At 62.5% G+C, this 14,711-nt stretch carries 13 protein-coding genes and 1 other RNA gene; 8 read left to right on the top strand and 6 right to left on the bottom strand.

Annotated elements, in window-relative coordinates; genetic code table 11:
• Window positions 1-98 precede the first annotated feature (98 nt).
• An RNA gene (gene rnpB, locus PW789_RS19535) (RNase P RNA component class A) lies at window positions 99-536 on the top strand.
• 131 nt (window positions 537-667) lie between these two features.
• Here the strand turns inward: rnpB and PW789_RS19530 are convergent.
• Entirely contained in the window at window positions 668-1,810 is a 1,143-nt protein-coding gene (locus tag PW789_RS19530; protein WP_299380133.1) for a phosphatidylinositol-specific phospholipase C1-like protein, read from the bottom strand.
• Window positions 1,811-1,959: 149 nt separating this feature from the next.
• On the opposite strand from PW789_RS19530, the gene PW789_RS19525 reads away from it, so the two are divergent.
• Both PW789_RS19525 and PW789_RS19520 read left to right on the top strand, forming a co-directional pair.
• Window positions 1,960-2,799: an ATP-binding protein gene (locus PW789_RS19525; RefSeq protein WP_299380131.1), complete on the top strand. Its 840-nt coding sequence runs from the start codon at window positions 1,960-1,962 to the stop codon at window positions 2,797-2,799.
• A gap of 232 nt (window positions 2,800-3,031) precedes the next feature.
• Window positions 3,032-3,871, top strand: a complete 840-nt coding sequence (locus tag PW789_RS19520) for a TlpA disulfide reductase family protein (RefSeq protein ID WP_299380128.1) — start codon at window positions 3,032-3,034, stop codon at window positions 3,869-3,871.
• A 35-nt stretch (window positions 3,872-3,906) separates the two neighbouring features.
• On the opposite strand, the gene PW789_RS19515 is transcribed toward PW789_RS19520, so the two are convergent.
• Together PW789_RS19515 and PW789_RS19510 are read right to left on the bottom strand one after the other, a co-directional pair.
• Window positions 3,907-4,674, bottom strand: coding sequence for an SDR family oxidoreductase (locus tag PW789_RS19515; RefSeq protein WP_299380125.1), 768 nt, complete (start codon window positions 4,672-4,674; stop codon window positions 3,907-3,909).
• A gap of 77 nt (window positions 4,675-4,751) precedes the next feature.
• Window positions 4,752-5,492, bottom strand: coding sequence for an SDR family NAD(P)-dependent oxidoreductase (locus PW789_RS19510; RefSeq protein WP_299380123.1), 741 nt, complete (start codon window positions 5,490-5,492; stop codon window positions 4,752-4,754).
• A gap of 232 nt (window positions 5,493-5,724) precedes the next feature.
• Between PW789_RS19510 and PW789_RS19505 the strand changes: the two genes are divergently transcribed.
• Together PW789_RS19505 and PW789_RS19500 are read left to right on the top strand one after the other, a co-directional pair.
• The gene (locus PW789_RS19505; protein ID WP_299380121.1) at window positions 5,725-6,633 is read left to right on the top strand and encodes a LysR family transcriptional regulator; all 909 of its coding nucleotides are present in this window, start codon (window positions 5,725-5,727) and stop codon (window positions 6,631-6,633) included.
• Window positions 6,634-6,715: 82 nt separating this feature from the next.
• Complete coding sequence (locus tag PW789_RS19500) at window positions 6,716-7,615, top strand: hypothetical protein (protein WP_299380118.1); 900 nt, start codon at window positions 6,716-6,718, stop codon at window positions 7,613-7,615.
• A gap of 125 nt (window positions 7,616-7,740) precedes the next feature.
• On the opposite strand, the gene PW789_RS19495 is transcribed toward PW789_RS19500, so the two are convergent.
• Window positions 7,741-8,610, bottom strand: coding sequence for a ThuA domain-containing protein (locus PW789_RS19495; RefSeq protein ID WP_299380116.1), 870 nt, complete (start codon window positions 8,608-8,610; stop codon window positions 7,741-7,743).
• Between the two features lie 182 nt (window positions 8,611-8,792).
• On the opposite strand from PW789_RS19495, the gene PW789_RS19490 reads away from it, so the two are divergent.
• Window positions 8,793-10,082, top strand: coding sequence for a glycoside hydrolase family 99-like domain-containing protein (locus PW789_RS19490; RefSeq protein WP_299380114.1), 1,290 nt, complete (start codon window positions 8,793-8,795; stop codon window positions 10,080-10,082).
• A 7-nt stretch (window positions 10,083-10,089) separates the two neighbouring features.
• Here PW789_RS19490 and PW789_RS19485 read toward each other — a convergent pair whose 3' ends face one another.
• Entirely contained in the window at window positions 10,090-10,434 is a 345-nt protein-coding gene (locus PW789_RS19485) for a hypothetical protein (RefSeq protein ID WP_299380111.1), read from the bottom strand.
• 211 nt (window positions 10,435-10,645) lie between these two features.
• On the opposite strand from PW789_RS19485, the gene PW789_RS19480 reads away from it, so the two are divergent.
• Entirely contained in the window at window positions 10,646-11,932 is a 1,287-nt protein-coding gene (locus PW789_RS19480) for an MFS transporter (protein ID WP_299380108.1), read from the top strand.
• Between the two features lie 87 nt (window positions 11,933-12,019).
• Here PW789_RS19480 and PW789_RS19475 read toward each other — a convergent pair whose 3' ends face one another.
• Window positions 12,020-13,180: a beta-propeller fold lactonase family protein gene (locus PW789_RS19475; RefSeq protein ID WP_299380105.1), complete on the bottom strand. Its 1,161-nt coding sequence runs from the start codon at window positions 13,178-13,180 to the stop codon at window positions 12,020-12,022.
• A 230-nt stretch (window positions 13,181-13,410) separates the two neighbouring features.
• Here PW789_RS19475 and PW789_RS19470 point away from each other — a divergent pair, with 230 nt between their 5' ends.
• Window positions 13,411-14,589 (top strand): Gfo/Idh/MocA family oxidoreductase, encoded by a 1,179-nt coding sequence (locus PW789_RS19470; RefSeq protein ID WP_299380103.1) that lies wholly within the window; start codon window positions 13,411-13,413, stop codon window positions 14,587-14,589.
• The last annotated feature ends 122 nt before the right edge of the window (window positions 14,590-14,711 follow it).

The raw sequence follows: 14,711 nt of genomic DNA, 5'->3' as shown, positions 1-14,711 counted from the left end.
TCCCAGTAGGTTCGCTCGGAAAAACCTCTCCACAGTAACGCCGACCGGCAGAATTTTGAAGGCGCAATGCGGCATCGCCTCGCGGTAGAATGAAGACAGCAGGCGGCTGGATGATCGCTGCCGGGCCTCGCGCAAGCGGGTTCCGGGGGAGGAAAGTCCGAACTCCGCAGGGCAGTGTGCCGGATAACGTCCGGGACGGATGGTTCAAGCCATTCGGACGGCCAGTGCAACAGAGAATATACCGCCTTCGCAAGCGCAAGCGAGCGGGGGTAAGGGTGAAAAGGTGCGGTAAGAGCGCACCGCGCAACCAGTAATGGTGGCGGCATGGTAAACCCCACACGGAGCAAGACCAAATAGGCAGGGATATCGCCGCTTCTCTTCAGGCGGCGATGGCGTATCGGCCCGGTGCGCCAAGGCGGAGAGACCTCGCAAGAGGAGCCGAAACCCGCGGGTAGGTTGCTAAAGCGCCGTAGTAATACGTCGCGTAGAGGAATGATCGTCTAGAACAGAATTCGGCTTACGGGCCGTCTGCTAACACCGAATGGCCCCGCGGACCGCAAAACGGTCCCGGGGCCATCAACGATTGAGAGCTACGTCAGTCGCCTCTCGTTTCAGGAAGCCTTGGGTGTTTTTGCTTCGTCCAGATTTGTAGAGAGTCGCCCGAAGCTCACTTGCCCTTGGCCTCGATCAACTTGTCGCTGCACCCAGCCGGAGCATTCACCGGATTGCACCGCGCTGCTAACCCACCGGGAAGCGCCACGGTGTAGCCGGTCCACGGTGCGGGTTCGCTGGCGGGGAAGTCGGTGCTGACCATCTGTGCTCCGCTCTTCAGCGTCTCGTCCTTGCGGGTGGTGTCGTTGGTGCGGCCCTGGTCGGTGTTGTAGTCGGCGCGGGTGCGGACGAGGTAGCCCTTCTTCACCAGTGCGGCGATCTCGGCTGCGGTGCCCTTGTCCTGTTCGACGAAGCCTGCCTCCGGCTCGCCGGGGCGGCCGTTCACGAAGAGCAGGCGGCCCTTCATCATCGCGTGGCCTGCAAGATAGGCCGGGGCCGACTTGCGGTTGTAGAGCAGGAAGACCACCTTGCCGCGTGCCTGCTTCAGCGTCGGCCATTTGCCTGCGAGCACGGCCGCTTCGAGCGTGGCATCCCTGCCGCGCACATCGTCCGGCGTGATGATCTCGCCGGGTTTGAAGACGGAGCGGATCTCGGCGTCCATCGCGTCCCATGTGGCTGCGGTCCAGGGCTCGGCGGTGACGGCGTCCGGCAGCGTGCTGATCTTTCCCTGCTTGTCTTCGATCAGGATGAAGATCGGTACGTGGCGAGGGTGGGCCTTCGACCAGTTGCGGATGTCGCGCAGACACTGCGTGAAAAGCGTGCATGCGGAGCGCTGGTTGATGTCGCCCAGGTGGATGGTCTTGAAGCCGGGCTTCAGGAAGTCGTGGTTGGGGTCGAAGTCCGGGTCGGCGGGCAGGCCGGCGTCCTTCGTCAGTTCGACGATCTTCGGATGCGCGAAGCGTCCCCCGGCGGGGTCCTGCACGATGTCGAGCTCCAGCTGGCGAACGCCTCCGTCCAGCTGCTGGGGCAGGGTCTGGTGGTGGTATTCGACCCCATGAAAGGTCTTTGGGTCGTGCTCTGCGACGTACTTCGCCTCGCTGGGAGCGAAGCCCATGTTGTAGCTGTTGTGCGTGCCGATCACCTGAATCTGGTTGATGCGGACCTGCTTGTCCTGCTCTTTGCTGCTCCCGCTTTTGTCTTGGGCCAGGGCAATCGCCGGGACACACATCGTCAATACTGCTGCAACGAAACCACGCACCACGTCGTAATACCCTTCAGAGGAGAATCGGTCTCTCCACCATATCCCAGGCTGGCCACGGACGAGGCCGGGGAGGGCGCTGTGTATGATTCTCTGGCGGCCCACTCGTCCCCAACTCTTTACCGGTATCTCTTTCAGGAGCCTTGTGCATGAGCCGGATTCTTGTGATCGGGACCTTTGACAGTGTCAGCTGTGCCATCGGCGAGCGGCTGACCGCGGCTGGTGTGGCGATGGAGTATGCCGCGGGCAATGCGGATGCACTGCAGCGGCTGAGGCTGAGGTCGTTTGGCGTGGTCATCACCTGCCCGGAGACGCCCGTAGACGACGATCTGGCTCTCCTGGAAGAGATGCGGCTGATCCGGCCGGGCGTGAAGTGCATCGTGCTGACCCCGCGCTCGACACCCGAGGAGATCATCGCGGCGTTGCGCGCCAGGGTCTTTGCCTGCTTCAGCGAGCCGTATTCCGTGGAGGCGATCGCCGACCTGGCGCAAAGCGCGGCCTCGTCCAGCGACTGGAGAGACGAGATCTACGTGGTCTCGGCACGGGCGGGCTGGGTCACCGTTCGGGTCAACTGCCAGATGCTCACCGCCGACCGCCTGCTGACCTTCGCCCGCGAACTGAACGCCCGCCTGCCCTCCGACGAGCTGCAGGATATGATCCGCGCGCTGCGCGAGATTCTGCTGAATGCGATGGAGCACGGCACTGCCTTCAACCCAGACCAGACCGTGGAGATGACGGCGGTGCGGACGGCGCGCAGCCTCGTCTTCCATATCCGTGACCCCGGGCCGGGGTTTCGCCGCGGGCAGCTGGCGGAGGGCGGCATCGCCAACCCGCTGGAGGACCCGCTGGAGCACATTCGCCGCCGCGAGGAGGCAGGCATCCGGCCCGGCGGCTATGGCGTTCTGCTGGCGGGCAACATCGTCGATGAGCTGATCTACAACGAGAGCGGGAACGAGGTCGTGCTGATCAAGTATCTTGACAGGGGATAGGCTCTGGCGACGTGGATTTTGGTGATCGTCACAGCAACAGATAGTCAGATAGTCGCCCGGTCACGCTAAAAACAACGTTTGTTGAACAGTGAACAAGTCGTGGGAACGACGCGGATACCCGTCCCCATTTGGGGGATGGCGGCGACGCGAGTCGCATATATGATCGAGATTCGACAGTCCGATTCCCATGACCTCCCAGAGCCCCTTCCCCGCTCGTACCTTATTGATTGCAATGATTTTGGCTGCTGGGTCGCTGTTCGCGCAGCCCGCAGACAAGGCGCCCGTCTATACTCCCACCGAGCAGGTCATCGTCGATGGCATCAAAAGCCTCCGCGACACGCCGGACACCGAGCGCGGCGCCAAGACGACGACGCTGGCGCTGGAGATTCGCACCCTGCCCATCGCACCCAACAAGTTGCGCCTGGCCGTCGGGCTGACGCACCTCTCCACCGAGGGCGACTTCGGCCACCAGGCCCTGCAGACGGTGGCCGACACGCTGACCCAGACACTGATCGAACAGCCGCAGCCGGCCGCCAAGGAGGGCGACCCCGCACCTCCGTACATCGACCTGGCCAAGCTGGTGCGCTACGAGCATGTGACGACGACGCTGGAAACACCGCAGTACATCAAGGCCGTGGCTGCGCTGGCGGCCAACGAGGTATCCATCGAGAAGGCCGACTTCACGCTGAAGGATCTGCAGGGCAAGGAGTGGACGCTCTCGGCGCTGCGCGGCAAGGTCGTCCTGGTGAACTTCTGGGCGACGTGGTGCCCACCCTGCCGCAAGGAGATGCCGGACCTCGACACCATCGCCAGGAAGTACGCCGACCAGAGCGTCGTGGTGCTGTCGATCTCCGACGAGGACGCGGCCAAGGTGAACGCCTACGTTGTACAGCACAACCTCACCTATCCCATCCTGCTGGACCCGGAGCGCAAGACCAACGTGGCGTTCCACATCGAAGGCATTCCGCAGAGCTTCGTCTTCAACCGCGAGGGCAAGCTGGTGGCGCAGTCGATCGACATGCGCACGATGGGACAGTTCCAGCAGATGCTGGCGGCAGCGGACGTGAAGTAGTCGCGGCGATCTTCCTGCTTGCAGCAGGAGGTGTCTTACAGCCGCGAGCCTCCATCGACAGGAATGCTTGCGCCGGTGATCCAGCGCGCGGCATCCGAGGCTAAGAAAGCAATCACGTCTGCGACATCTTCCGGCTTACCGATTCGCTTGAGTGCCTGCATCGCGAGAGCGGTCTCGCGTCCGGCCTCCGTCTTGGTGAAGTTCGACATATCGGTATCGATGATGCCTGGAGCGACAGCGTTGACGCGTATTCCCTGCGGTCCCAGCATGGCGGCCCAGTTCTTCGTCAGCGTCTCCAACGCCCCTTTCGTGGAGGCGTAGGCCAGGACGGAAGGATTGTCGACGCCCGGCTTCCCGACGACCATACGTGCGACGGCCGAGGTCACCGCAATGATGCTCGCCCCCTCCTTCATGAGCGGGACGATCTGCTGCACCAGCAGGAAGGGGCCACGCACATTCGTGGCGAACAACGTATCCAGGTCTGCGGCGGTATATGCCGCCAGTGCTGCTGCTTTACTGACGCCGGCGTTCAGCACCAGAATGTCCAGACCTTCTCCGGCCAGGTTTTTCACCTGATCGGCCAGTGCGGGGGCACCTTCGGGGATCGACAGATCAGCCGCCAGTGCATCAGCCTTCCCGCCGCCCTCCCGGATCGCAGCGACGACTCCCTCGGCCTCGTGGGCCGAACGAGCATAGTGGACGAGTACGCGCGCTCCTGCTGCGGCAAGAGCAAGCGCCGTCGCTCGGCCGATGCCACGCGACGCTCCTGTAACGAGTGCTGTTTTGTTGCTAAGGTCGAGCATTTCTTTTTCCTCGTGTGAGTGCTTCACCAGAAGCTGCTCTTTATAGGAGTGGGGCCCTGAACAGGACCCCCACTTGTTCAGGCGTTGGTTCCGCCATCCACCGTAAGGTTGGTGCCGGTGATGTACGCTGCCTCCGGACTTGCGACGAATGCCACCAGGGCGGCGACTTCATCGACGTGTCCATAGCGATTCAGCGCGGTGTTGGCCAGCTGTGGCGCGGCCCAGTCGCCGGATGCCGGATTCAGATCGGTATCGATTGGCCCCGGCTGGACATTGTTCACCGTGATGCCGCGACCGCCGACCTCCCGCGATAGCCCCTGCGTAAACATCTTCACAGCGCCCTTCGTCGCGGCGTATGCCGTCAGCCCTGGCGTCATGGTGCGCTCGCCAACGCAGGAGCCGATCGAGATGATCCGGCCTCCATGAGGCATGTGCTTCAACGCGGCCTGCGTTGTGACAAGAACGCCGCGCACATTGATGGCGATGATGCGGTCGATCTCTTCGAGCGTGGCCTCTTCAAAAGGTTTCGGAATCGCGGTGCCCGCGTTGTTGACGAGCACATCGACACGGCCGAATTGCTTCACGACCTGCTCGACCGCGGCAGATGCCGCGCTGCTATCCGCTGCGTCTGCCTGAATGGCGATTGCTTTTCGGCCGATAGCTTCAATCGCCGACACGACGGCCTCTGCTGCTTTGACGTCCTTCGCATACGTGATCGCAACGTCTGCTCCATCGGCAGCCAGACGCTTCGCGATCGCAGCACCGATTCCTCTGGATGCTCCCGTAACCAATGCCACTTTGTTCTCTAGCTTTGACATGATCTCTCCTCTTCCTTGAGCCGGCCGATTGCAGGATCTGCCCGATCCTGTCTGCAAGCTAGACATCTGATGTGAGACAAACTCGCGCGGTGGCGCTCTTTCAGGAATAGGTTCTATTCCAAAAAGCGCATCAATCCGAGACCGCAATCAGGGCTGTACGTCCACCCTTTCGGGTTCCTGCTTATGGGGCAGAGGCCGATAAAATGCTGGTTCAGGAGATTAGGAGGAGCAGATGGATCGGTTTGGCGCGATGGAGATCTTCGTTCGAGTTGTGGAGACCGGCAGCTTCTCCGCGGTGGCAAAAGAACGGGCCATCGGCCAGCCTGCGGTCAGTAAGCAGGTTTCGGCTCTGGAAGCGGAGCTGGGCACCGAACTGCTGCGACGCAACACGCGTTCCATCTCGCTGACGGAGGCCGGGGGCGAGTTCTATCAATCGGCGCAACGCATCCTGGAGGACTTCGAGAGCGCTGCATCGCGCATCGGCAGAGGGCAGGTTGCGCCGAAAGGGCTTGTGCGTGTCGCCGCACCTCCATCGTTTGCACGTCTGCACATGGTCACCAAGCTGGCAGCGTTCTTTGAGCGCTATCCCGAGATCGCAGTGGAGTTCGGCGTCTGCGATAACCCTGCGAAGCTGATTGAAGAGGGCTACGACCTCTCCATTCATTCGGGAGACCTGCCGGACTCCGGTCTGATCGCGCGACGCTTTGCGCAGACTCTCATCATTCTTGTCGCGACGCCGCAATTTGTAACGCGTCACGGCCTGCCGCAGACCGTTGCCGACCTCCGTCCTCTCCCCGCAATTCCGTGGATCGAAGGCGGCACCGTGCATCCGTGGGAGTTCGGAGCAGGAGAACAGGTGCAGCGACTCATGCCCTCAGGGGCATTTCGCACCACGGACCTTGAACAGCTCCGGATGGGAGTGCTTGAACACCTGGGCGTGGCGCAGGCCCCGGCATGGCTCTTTGCGGCGGAGCTGCGGGAGGGAACGGTGCTTCGGCTCATGACTCCTTACGAGAAAACCGTGCCGATCTCTGCCGTGCGTCCCGCGGGCCGCCGCGTTCCGGCACGCGTCCGTGTCTTGATCGAGTACCTCGAGGAGAGCTTTGCACTCTGCACGCAGTTCAATCCGCGTCCGGCGTAATGGGAGCTTTACCGCAGCTGGGGCTTCCTGTCGCCGTTTCCGTTGATGCTCGCGGCCAACGGCAGAGGATAAACTGGCGGCCATGCGAAACCGCCTCGTTTATCTCACGTTTCTGCTGGCCATAGCGATCAGCTCTCACGCCCAATCGAAACCTGTCTTCGCAGTGGATGACGAGCAGACCCAAACCCCGGAGCAGACTGCCAGGACCCTCAATATCCTCCCGGTCCTGAACCGCCTGCGATCGCTGAACAATACTTCCGATCCCGGCCAGGCATTGCAGCAGATCAGGTTGAACCAGCGGTTGCTTCTGGATGTCACGACGGCATCGCTCCAGGTGGATGCGACCATGGGGGAGATCGATGCCGAGATCGCAGAGACGAAGGAGCTGCAAAACTATCTTGCCGCAAGGCGTCAGAGAACGATTGATCTGCTCAATCTTGCGAGCCTTGGCATCGGTGGCAGCGTAGGCACGGCAAGCGCCGCCCTGGGCCTGACGGCGCACACACGCGCCTCCGGCGTCCTTGGTGTCATCGCAGGATCGTCAACGACAACGCTGTCGGTCATCGGTTTGATCGTCCATTCCCGTGGCAGCGGAACCCTGGAGGTGCCAAGCAATATGCTGGCGCGCATCTTCGACCTGCCCGGCGATCCGAACAACATCTATCCACCGGTGGTGGCACGATTCATGAACTCTGCCGCTCCCAACGACCCGGACAAGCTGCCACGGCAACAGCGCCTTATCGCCACCTGGACGAAGCTCGGTCGGATTCCACCGCAGGGCTCACCCCAGGCACACGCAAAGATACAAAGAGTTGCCAGCCGGCCTGGAGACAACATCAAGCTTTCGATCGGCGATCTGGATGATCGTCAGGCGATGCTCTATGACTTTCGGGCGCGGCTGTCGTTTATGAAGAGAGACCTGGCGGCGCTGTTGGAGGGACTTCCTCAGGATCCAATGCCGTCGGAAGACGGGTCGCTCTAGATCGCGGGTGCAGACCAGATTGCAATCGGAGGAGTTAGATTTGCAGACCGCGGCACAACGGGTCGGGACAACAGGCCAGGCTGCCGGAAGCAATCATTCCTGCAACCTGGCTGTGCTGCGATGGATTACTTCGCCGGTGGCGCCGGATGAGATTCGGTGCTGCCGTCCGTCATACCCAGCGACCACTTGATCGCCTCGAAGTACATGGTGCGGATGTCGGGATCGTCCCAGCTCTCTCGCGTGTGGCCCAGCGTGGAGTAGAAGACGCGGCCCTTGCCGTACATCTTCGCCCACGCTACGGCGAAGTCGTGGTCGTCGCGATGCACGCGCGGATTGTTGTAGTCGAGCTTCGAGGGATCGAGGCTCAGCAGTACGTTCACGTCGCTGCGCGACCAGTCCTTGGCCTGGTAGATCTCGTCGAACTTGTGGAACGAGGCAGGGAAGTGGCGTGTCGCGGGAAAGTCCGGCGCCTCGTTGCGGATAGGCGCGTTGAACGTCATCCAGGGATGCTCGTTGAACCATCCGCCGGTCATCTTGCCGTACTCGGGCCACTTGTAGTTGGTGTCCAGCGCGGCGTGGATGCCGACGTAGCCCTTGCCCTCTTCGTGCACGAAGCTCAGCAGCGCCGCCTTCTGCTCGTCGTCGAGCGAAAGCTCGCCGGTGGTGCTGGCGAAGACGATGGCATCGAAGTAGTCGAGGTTCTTGGCGTTACGGCCGAGGTTCTTCTTGGTGATCAGCTCGGTGTCGGTGCGGATCACCGTCTCCCACAGCCCGCTGGACTTGCCCATGTTGTAGACGGCGGCCATGGCGTCGGGTACCGAGTCATGCTCAAAGCCCTTGGTCTCGCCGATCACCAGCACGTGGCGCGGAATCTTGCCTGCGGGCGCAGGCTTGGGCGCTGGAGCAGGAGCGGCTTGCGCGTGCGCGGTGAAGGTGGAGAGGGCGAAGAGCAGAACGGCAGCAGTCGAGTGGCGAAGAACATGTAGGCAGCGCATCAGGTGGGTCATCTCCGGGAGGGGGCTGATTCGTTTACGCATCCACACTAACCGCATTGGCCTCAAGCGCGCCACCCGTCGGTGTTGTCCGCAGCGGATTTGTTAGTCTTGCTTCCCCGGCAACGAGCAGCATCTGCGCGTTGCGAAGATCACCACAATACGGTCAGGAGTCTTCTGTGACGATGAACCGCCGCACGCTGCTTTCCTCAGCCATTTCCGCAGGTCTCGCATCCACCTTGCTGCCGGAAGCTTCGGCGCAGACCACGAGCGACAAGCTTGCCAGCTCGCTGGCCATGCGCTCGAATCCCGACACGCCTCCCGCGCTGATCGGTCCCGCAGCCGAGGCCGACTACTTCACCGAGGCCGCGCTGCACGCGGCTGTGGGTACAGAAGATCTGAGCAGGCCGAACGACGTCACCACTGTGGCGTTCAACTTTCCCTCGTGGCACCCCTCACCCTTCATGGAGCAGCACTACGGTAAGGGCTGGACCGAGTTCGACACGCTGCGCAACGCGAAGCCGCTGTTTCCCGGCCACACCATGCCGCACTATCCGCTGTGGGGCTACTACGACGAGGCCGATCCCGCATGGGCGGCGCGCGAGATCGACCTCGCGCATACGTATGGCGTCGACGCCTGGATGATCGACTGGTACTGGCACGACGGTGTGCAGTTTTACCAGGAGCAGCTGGAGCAGGGCATGATGAAGGCTCCCAACCGCGACAAGCTGAAGTTCGCCATCATGTGGGCCAATCACGACTGGAAGAGTGTCTACCCGGCGCGCTCGCCCGGACAGGCGGCGATCCTCTCGCCGCAGACGCACTCGCTGGCCGACTTTGAGCGCGTCGCCGACTACTGCTGCGAGCACTACTTCGGCCAGTCGAATTATCTCGGCATCGACGGCGCGCCCGTCTTCGGCATCTTCGATCTCGGCAAGGTCGTCGAGCAGATGGGCGAGGCCGGCACGCCGCGCGCGCTGGAAGCCTTCCGCAAACGCGCGCAGCGGCACGGCGTCAACCACCTCCACATACAGGTCTGCAACGGCTACACGAAGTACGCCTCGCGGCTGAAGGAGATGGGCTTCGACTCCGCCGTGATCTATGGCACCTTCGGATGGACGTATGGTGGAAGGCCGCCGGGCTCGCGCATCCCGTACGGCAGTGGCGTGAAGGAGGCCATCGCGTCGTGGCCGAAGCTGCGCTCGGAGACCGGCGTGCCATTCCATCCCACCTGCTCGGTCGGCTGGGACGACAGCCCGCGCTTCGGCGAGTTCTCCTGCGTCGCCATCAACCGTTCACCCGACCAGTTCGAGCGGCTGGTGCAGGCCGCGCGCCACTTCACCGCAACCGCGCCGCACCAGAAGATGATCTACCTGAATGCGTGGAACGAGTGGACCGAGGATGGCGTGCTGCTGCCCGACACCATCTGGGGCTACAGCTACCTGGAGTCGCTGCGTCGCGCATTGAAGGGTTAGCTGAAGGTTAAGAAGCGATCGGCTCACTGTAGACGACGAAGCCGCCGTCGGAGGTGACAGCGCTCACGTAGCAGGAGCGGATCTGGCGGTCCTCGCTGAGGAAGGGCACCTCCAGCTGCTTGTGCTCCTCGACGACGACATCGCGCCAGCCGTGCGACTCCAACAGTGTGATGATGGCGGTCTCCACATCGCAGGCGTTGCAGTGGATCATGGCGAGGATGACGTGGCGCTCGCCTGCAGGATAGCGGCCCGGCAGCTCGCCGGCCCGCGCCGTGCACAGCCCGGCCTGCACCGTCGGTGCCTTCCGTCCCAGCCGAACCATGATCTCCCGCAGCGTCATTCGTTCGACCATATTAATCGCTCGCGCCCCCGTCCTTGCAGGGGATCAGGTTGTCGAACGAGGATCGTGCCATGCCGTGGCGCTTCGCCGTGAGCGGCAGTGGAGGCCGCGCCCCGCCATGTTATTGAGGCATAGAGAGTTGTTATATCGTTCGAGCGACCGCGCTCCGCGCACTAAACTGGAGCTATACCACGAAGTTGAAATAAAGACAGGAAGGTTCTCAATGAGCGAGACCTCTTTCACAGCGACGATGCCTGCCGCCGACATGATCAACTCGCAGGATCTCAATGCTGTACCTACCGCCCCGTCGAGCCAGCCCTCGCGCACACTGCTGCGCGTACTGGCGGCAATCAGCTTCTGTCATCTGCTGAACGACATGGTGCAGTCGCTGCTGCCGTCGATCTATCCCATTCTGAAGACGAAGTTCCATCTCGACTTTACGCAGCTGGGCCTGCTGACGCTTACCTACCAGATCGTCGCCTCGATGCTGCAGCCTCTCGTCGGTCAGTTCACCGATCGCCGCCCGATGCCCTTCGCTCTTCCCGTGGGCATGACGTTCACGCTCATCGGCCTGCTGTTGCTGGCGGTGGCGCCGTCGTTCGGGTGGCTGGTCTTTGCCTCGTGCCTTGTTGGCGTGGGCTCGTCGATCTTTCATCCGGAGAGCTCCCGCATCGCCCGCATGGCCTCGGGTGGCAAGCACGGCTTCGCGCAGTCCTTCTTCCAGGTGGGCGGCAACTCCGGTTCGGCCATTGGACCTCTGCTGGCCGCATTCATCGTGCTGCCGCAGGGGCAGAAGGGCATGGCCTGGTTCGCGCTTCCCGCAATCCTCGGCATCGTCGTGCTCTATCGCATCGGCCGCTGGTATCGCGCGCGACAGGCGGAGGTCGCTGCCGGAAAGAAGCACGAGGAGCATCATCCAGCGGTGCAGCTCTCACGCGGACGCGTCGCCGGTGCGCTCGCCGTCCTTGTCGCGCTCGTCTTCTCGAAGTACTTCTACCTCGCCAGCCTCACCAGCTACTACACCTTCTATCTCATTCAGCGCTTCCAGGTGTCGGTGCGTACCTCGCAGATCATGCTCTTTCTCTTCCTGGGAGCAGTCGCGGCAGGCACGCTGATCGGCGGCTCGGCGGGCGACCGCTACGGCCGCAAGCTCGTCATCTGGATCTCGATCCTCGGCGTGCTGCCCTTCACGCTGGTGCTGCCCTATGCCTCGCTCTTCTGGACGGGCGTGCTCTCGGTCGTCATCGGCTTCATCATCGCCTCGGCGTTCTCTGCGATCCTGGTCTACGCGCAGGAGTTGATGCCCGGCCGCGTGGGCATGATCTCGGGCCTCTTCTTCGGCGTCGCCTTCGGCATGGGAGGCATCGGCGCGGGTGTGCTGGGCAAGCTGGCCGACGCAACCAGCATCATCAACGTCTACCACCTCTGCGCGTACCTTCCCGCCATCGGCCTGCTGACGGGCTTCCTGCCCGACATCGAAGGCAAGAAGAAGAAGCTGATCGCGGCATAGCTTTCAGTTGCATCCGTATAGCTTCAGCGCATGGAAGACGCGTCCGCTGTCCTAGGACCGCGGACGCGTCTCCGTTTTGCCGGGTGATCAGAGAGCGGCGATGCCGTTGAAGCCCGACGACTTCGGAAGCTCGCCTGCCTGCCCAAGGCTGGTCAGCGTGCCGTCATGTTCGATGCGAAACGCGCCCAGATCGCCGGTCCCGGAGTTGATGGTGTAGAGATACTGCCCATCCGCTGTGACGGCGATATCCAGGTTGGTGCTGCCGGGAGGGTTGTTGCCGACCACGGTCGAGCCGATTGGCGTCAGCGTGCCATCGTCGCCGATGTTGAAGCCTGAGATCGAGGCGCTGGCGGCGTTCGACGTGTAGACATGTTTGCCGTCCGGCGTGATCGCATTCCAGCAGTTGGCATCGCCAAACGCTGGCACGCTCTGGCTCACGGCCACCAGCGCACCGCTGGCCGTCACGCTGTACGACGAGATGGTCGAGGCGTGTGAAGCTCCCGCAGGGCCGGTCTCAGAGACGATGGCCTTGCCGTCCGGTGCAAACTGCAGCGAGAAAGCACCCGGCGCGGAACTCGGATTCACGACGATGGCGCCCAGCGTGCCATCAGGATGAATGCGAAATGCGTCGATGGTGTTGGCGATCCTCTCCGAGACCAGCACGAATTGACCGTCCGGGCTGATCGAGAGCGATGCTCCGCCGGTGGCGTTGGCGCTTAGAAACACTGTGGCATCCTTGATCGGTTGCAGGCGGCCTGCGAACCCCGTGCGAAAGCCAACCACGCTGCCCGCTCCGCCCGAGTTCAGCACATAGACCAGGCCATGACGCTCCGCGACGGCGACCGGCTGACTGCCGCCCGAAGCCTGTCGATCGACCAGAAGCAGGTTGCGCCCGGCGACCCGAAAGACCGAGATGTCGCCGCTGCCGGCATTGGCGGCAAACAGCACCGAGTGATCCTGGCTGAGGGTCAGCGAGCCCTGAGATTCCAGCGGATCGGTGACGCCGCCGCTGCCTCGTCCACCCGTCGCGAAGCGGCCCGACTGGTTCAGCTGACCGTTGCTGCTGCGGGCAAAGGCGACAATCTCATTGCGATCGGCGTCGTTGGTCATCACAAAGACAGCGCCCGCGCCTGGAGCCGGCTTGCCGAAGGAAAGGTTAGACACCTGCGCTGCTGCCTGCAGCGAGGCGATGGCACTGATAGCGACGATGGCAGTTGCGAACATCCTGTAGCGTTTCGTTTGGTTCATACTGTCTGCTCCTTGGGGAGATGAAATGCGCGCAAAGGGGCGGCCGTGCCCAGAGGGCCGGTTGGTGATCGTTCGACGGTCATCGAGTTGCGCGACCGTTTGAGCGGGCAGCAGTGAGAGAAGTAACAACAAAAAAAATTTAAGCGCACGTCCCGCATCTCGTGCCGTGGGGACACTTGCCGTCGCCACCTCTGTTACCATCCTCGCGATCGACGAACACGAGGAGTTTCATGTCTTTAGATCTGAACCGTCGCAGTTTTCTTGTCGCCAGCGGGCTGACCGCACTGGCTTCTACACGTGCCTTTGGAGCAAACGAGAGGCTGCGCGTCGGTGTCATCGGCGCCGGTGGCCGCATGCGCGCTGTCCTCGGCTCAGCCGATGCCTCCGGCGTTCCCTTCGACATCGTCTCGGTCTGCGACGTCTATGCACCGCAGCGGACGCTGATCAAATCGCGCGCCAACGCGGCCACGGCGACCGAGCACGTCGACTACCGCGAAGTCACCGACGACAAGACCCTCGATGCCGTCTTTATCGCCACGCCCGACCACTGGCACGTACGCTGCGCCACCGCCGCGCTGGCAGCAGGCAAGGATGTCTACCTGGAAAAGCCTGTGACCCACACGCTCGAAGAGGGTGCGGTACTGACGCACGCCGTGCGCTCCGGCAAGCAGATCCTGCAGTGCGGCATGCAGCAGCGCAGCTGGTCGCACTTTCGCAACGCAGTCGATCTGATCCAGGGCGGCACGCTGGGCAAGGTGCCGCAGGTGCGCACCTACTGGTGGCAGAACTATGGCTTCAGCTGGGTGCCCAGGCCCATCGACCAGTCGCAGCTCGACTGGAAGCAGTGGCTCGGCGGCGCGCCCGATCAGCCCTTCACGCTGGAGAAGTTCTTCCGCTGGCGCTGGTTCTGGAACTTCGGTGGCGGCGCGATGACCGACCTCTTCGCCCACTGGATCGACGTTGTGCATTGGGCGATGAAGGCCGATGAACCATCGACCGCCTTCATGCTTGGCGACAAACGTATCTACCAGGACTGGGAGTGCCCGGACACCATCCAGGCGGCCTTTCGCTATCGCGACTTCGACGTGGTGTACGAGGGCATGATGGCCTCGTCGATCGACGACGGCGGTCTGGAGTTCCGCGGCACCGAGGCTACGCTCAAGCTCACCCGCAGCGGCATGACCATCTGGCGCGAAGGCGTGAAGAGCGATCGCAACCCCGTGCTGAAAGAAGACAGCTTCGAGGACGGCACCATCGCGCACACCAAAAACTTCTTCGACTGCATCAAGAGCCGCAAAGAGCCGAATGCGCCGGTCGAAACAGGCGTGTCGGCGGCGCGGGCCGGGCACATTGGCAACTATGCCTATCACCACGGTGGCAAGGTGAACTGGCCGCTAAAGACGACCTAGCGGGTTGTGCCACTGTTCGCCGTCCCCACAGCCATTGCTTGTGATCTCTTCGCGGCGGAAGGACAAACAAAATAAATGCGCCGTGCAGCTCTGAGAATCACAACAAAACAAAACGGCGAAGC

The sequence above is a fragment of the Edaphobacter sp. genome (assembly GCF_028283685.1).
In the GTDB taxonomy this organism is placed as follows: domain Bacteria; phylum Acidobacteriota; class Terriglobia; order Terriglobales; family Acidobacteriaceae; genus Edaphobacter.
Note: the sequence above shows the minus strand (reverse complement) of the source record. Positions and strands in the feature narration are given on the sequence as shown.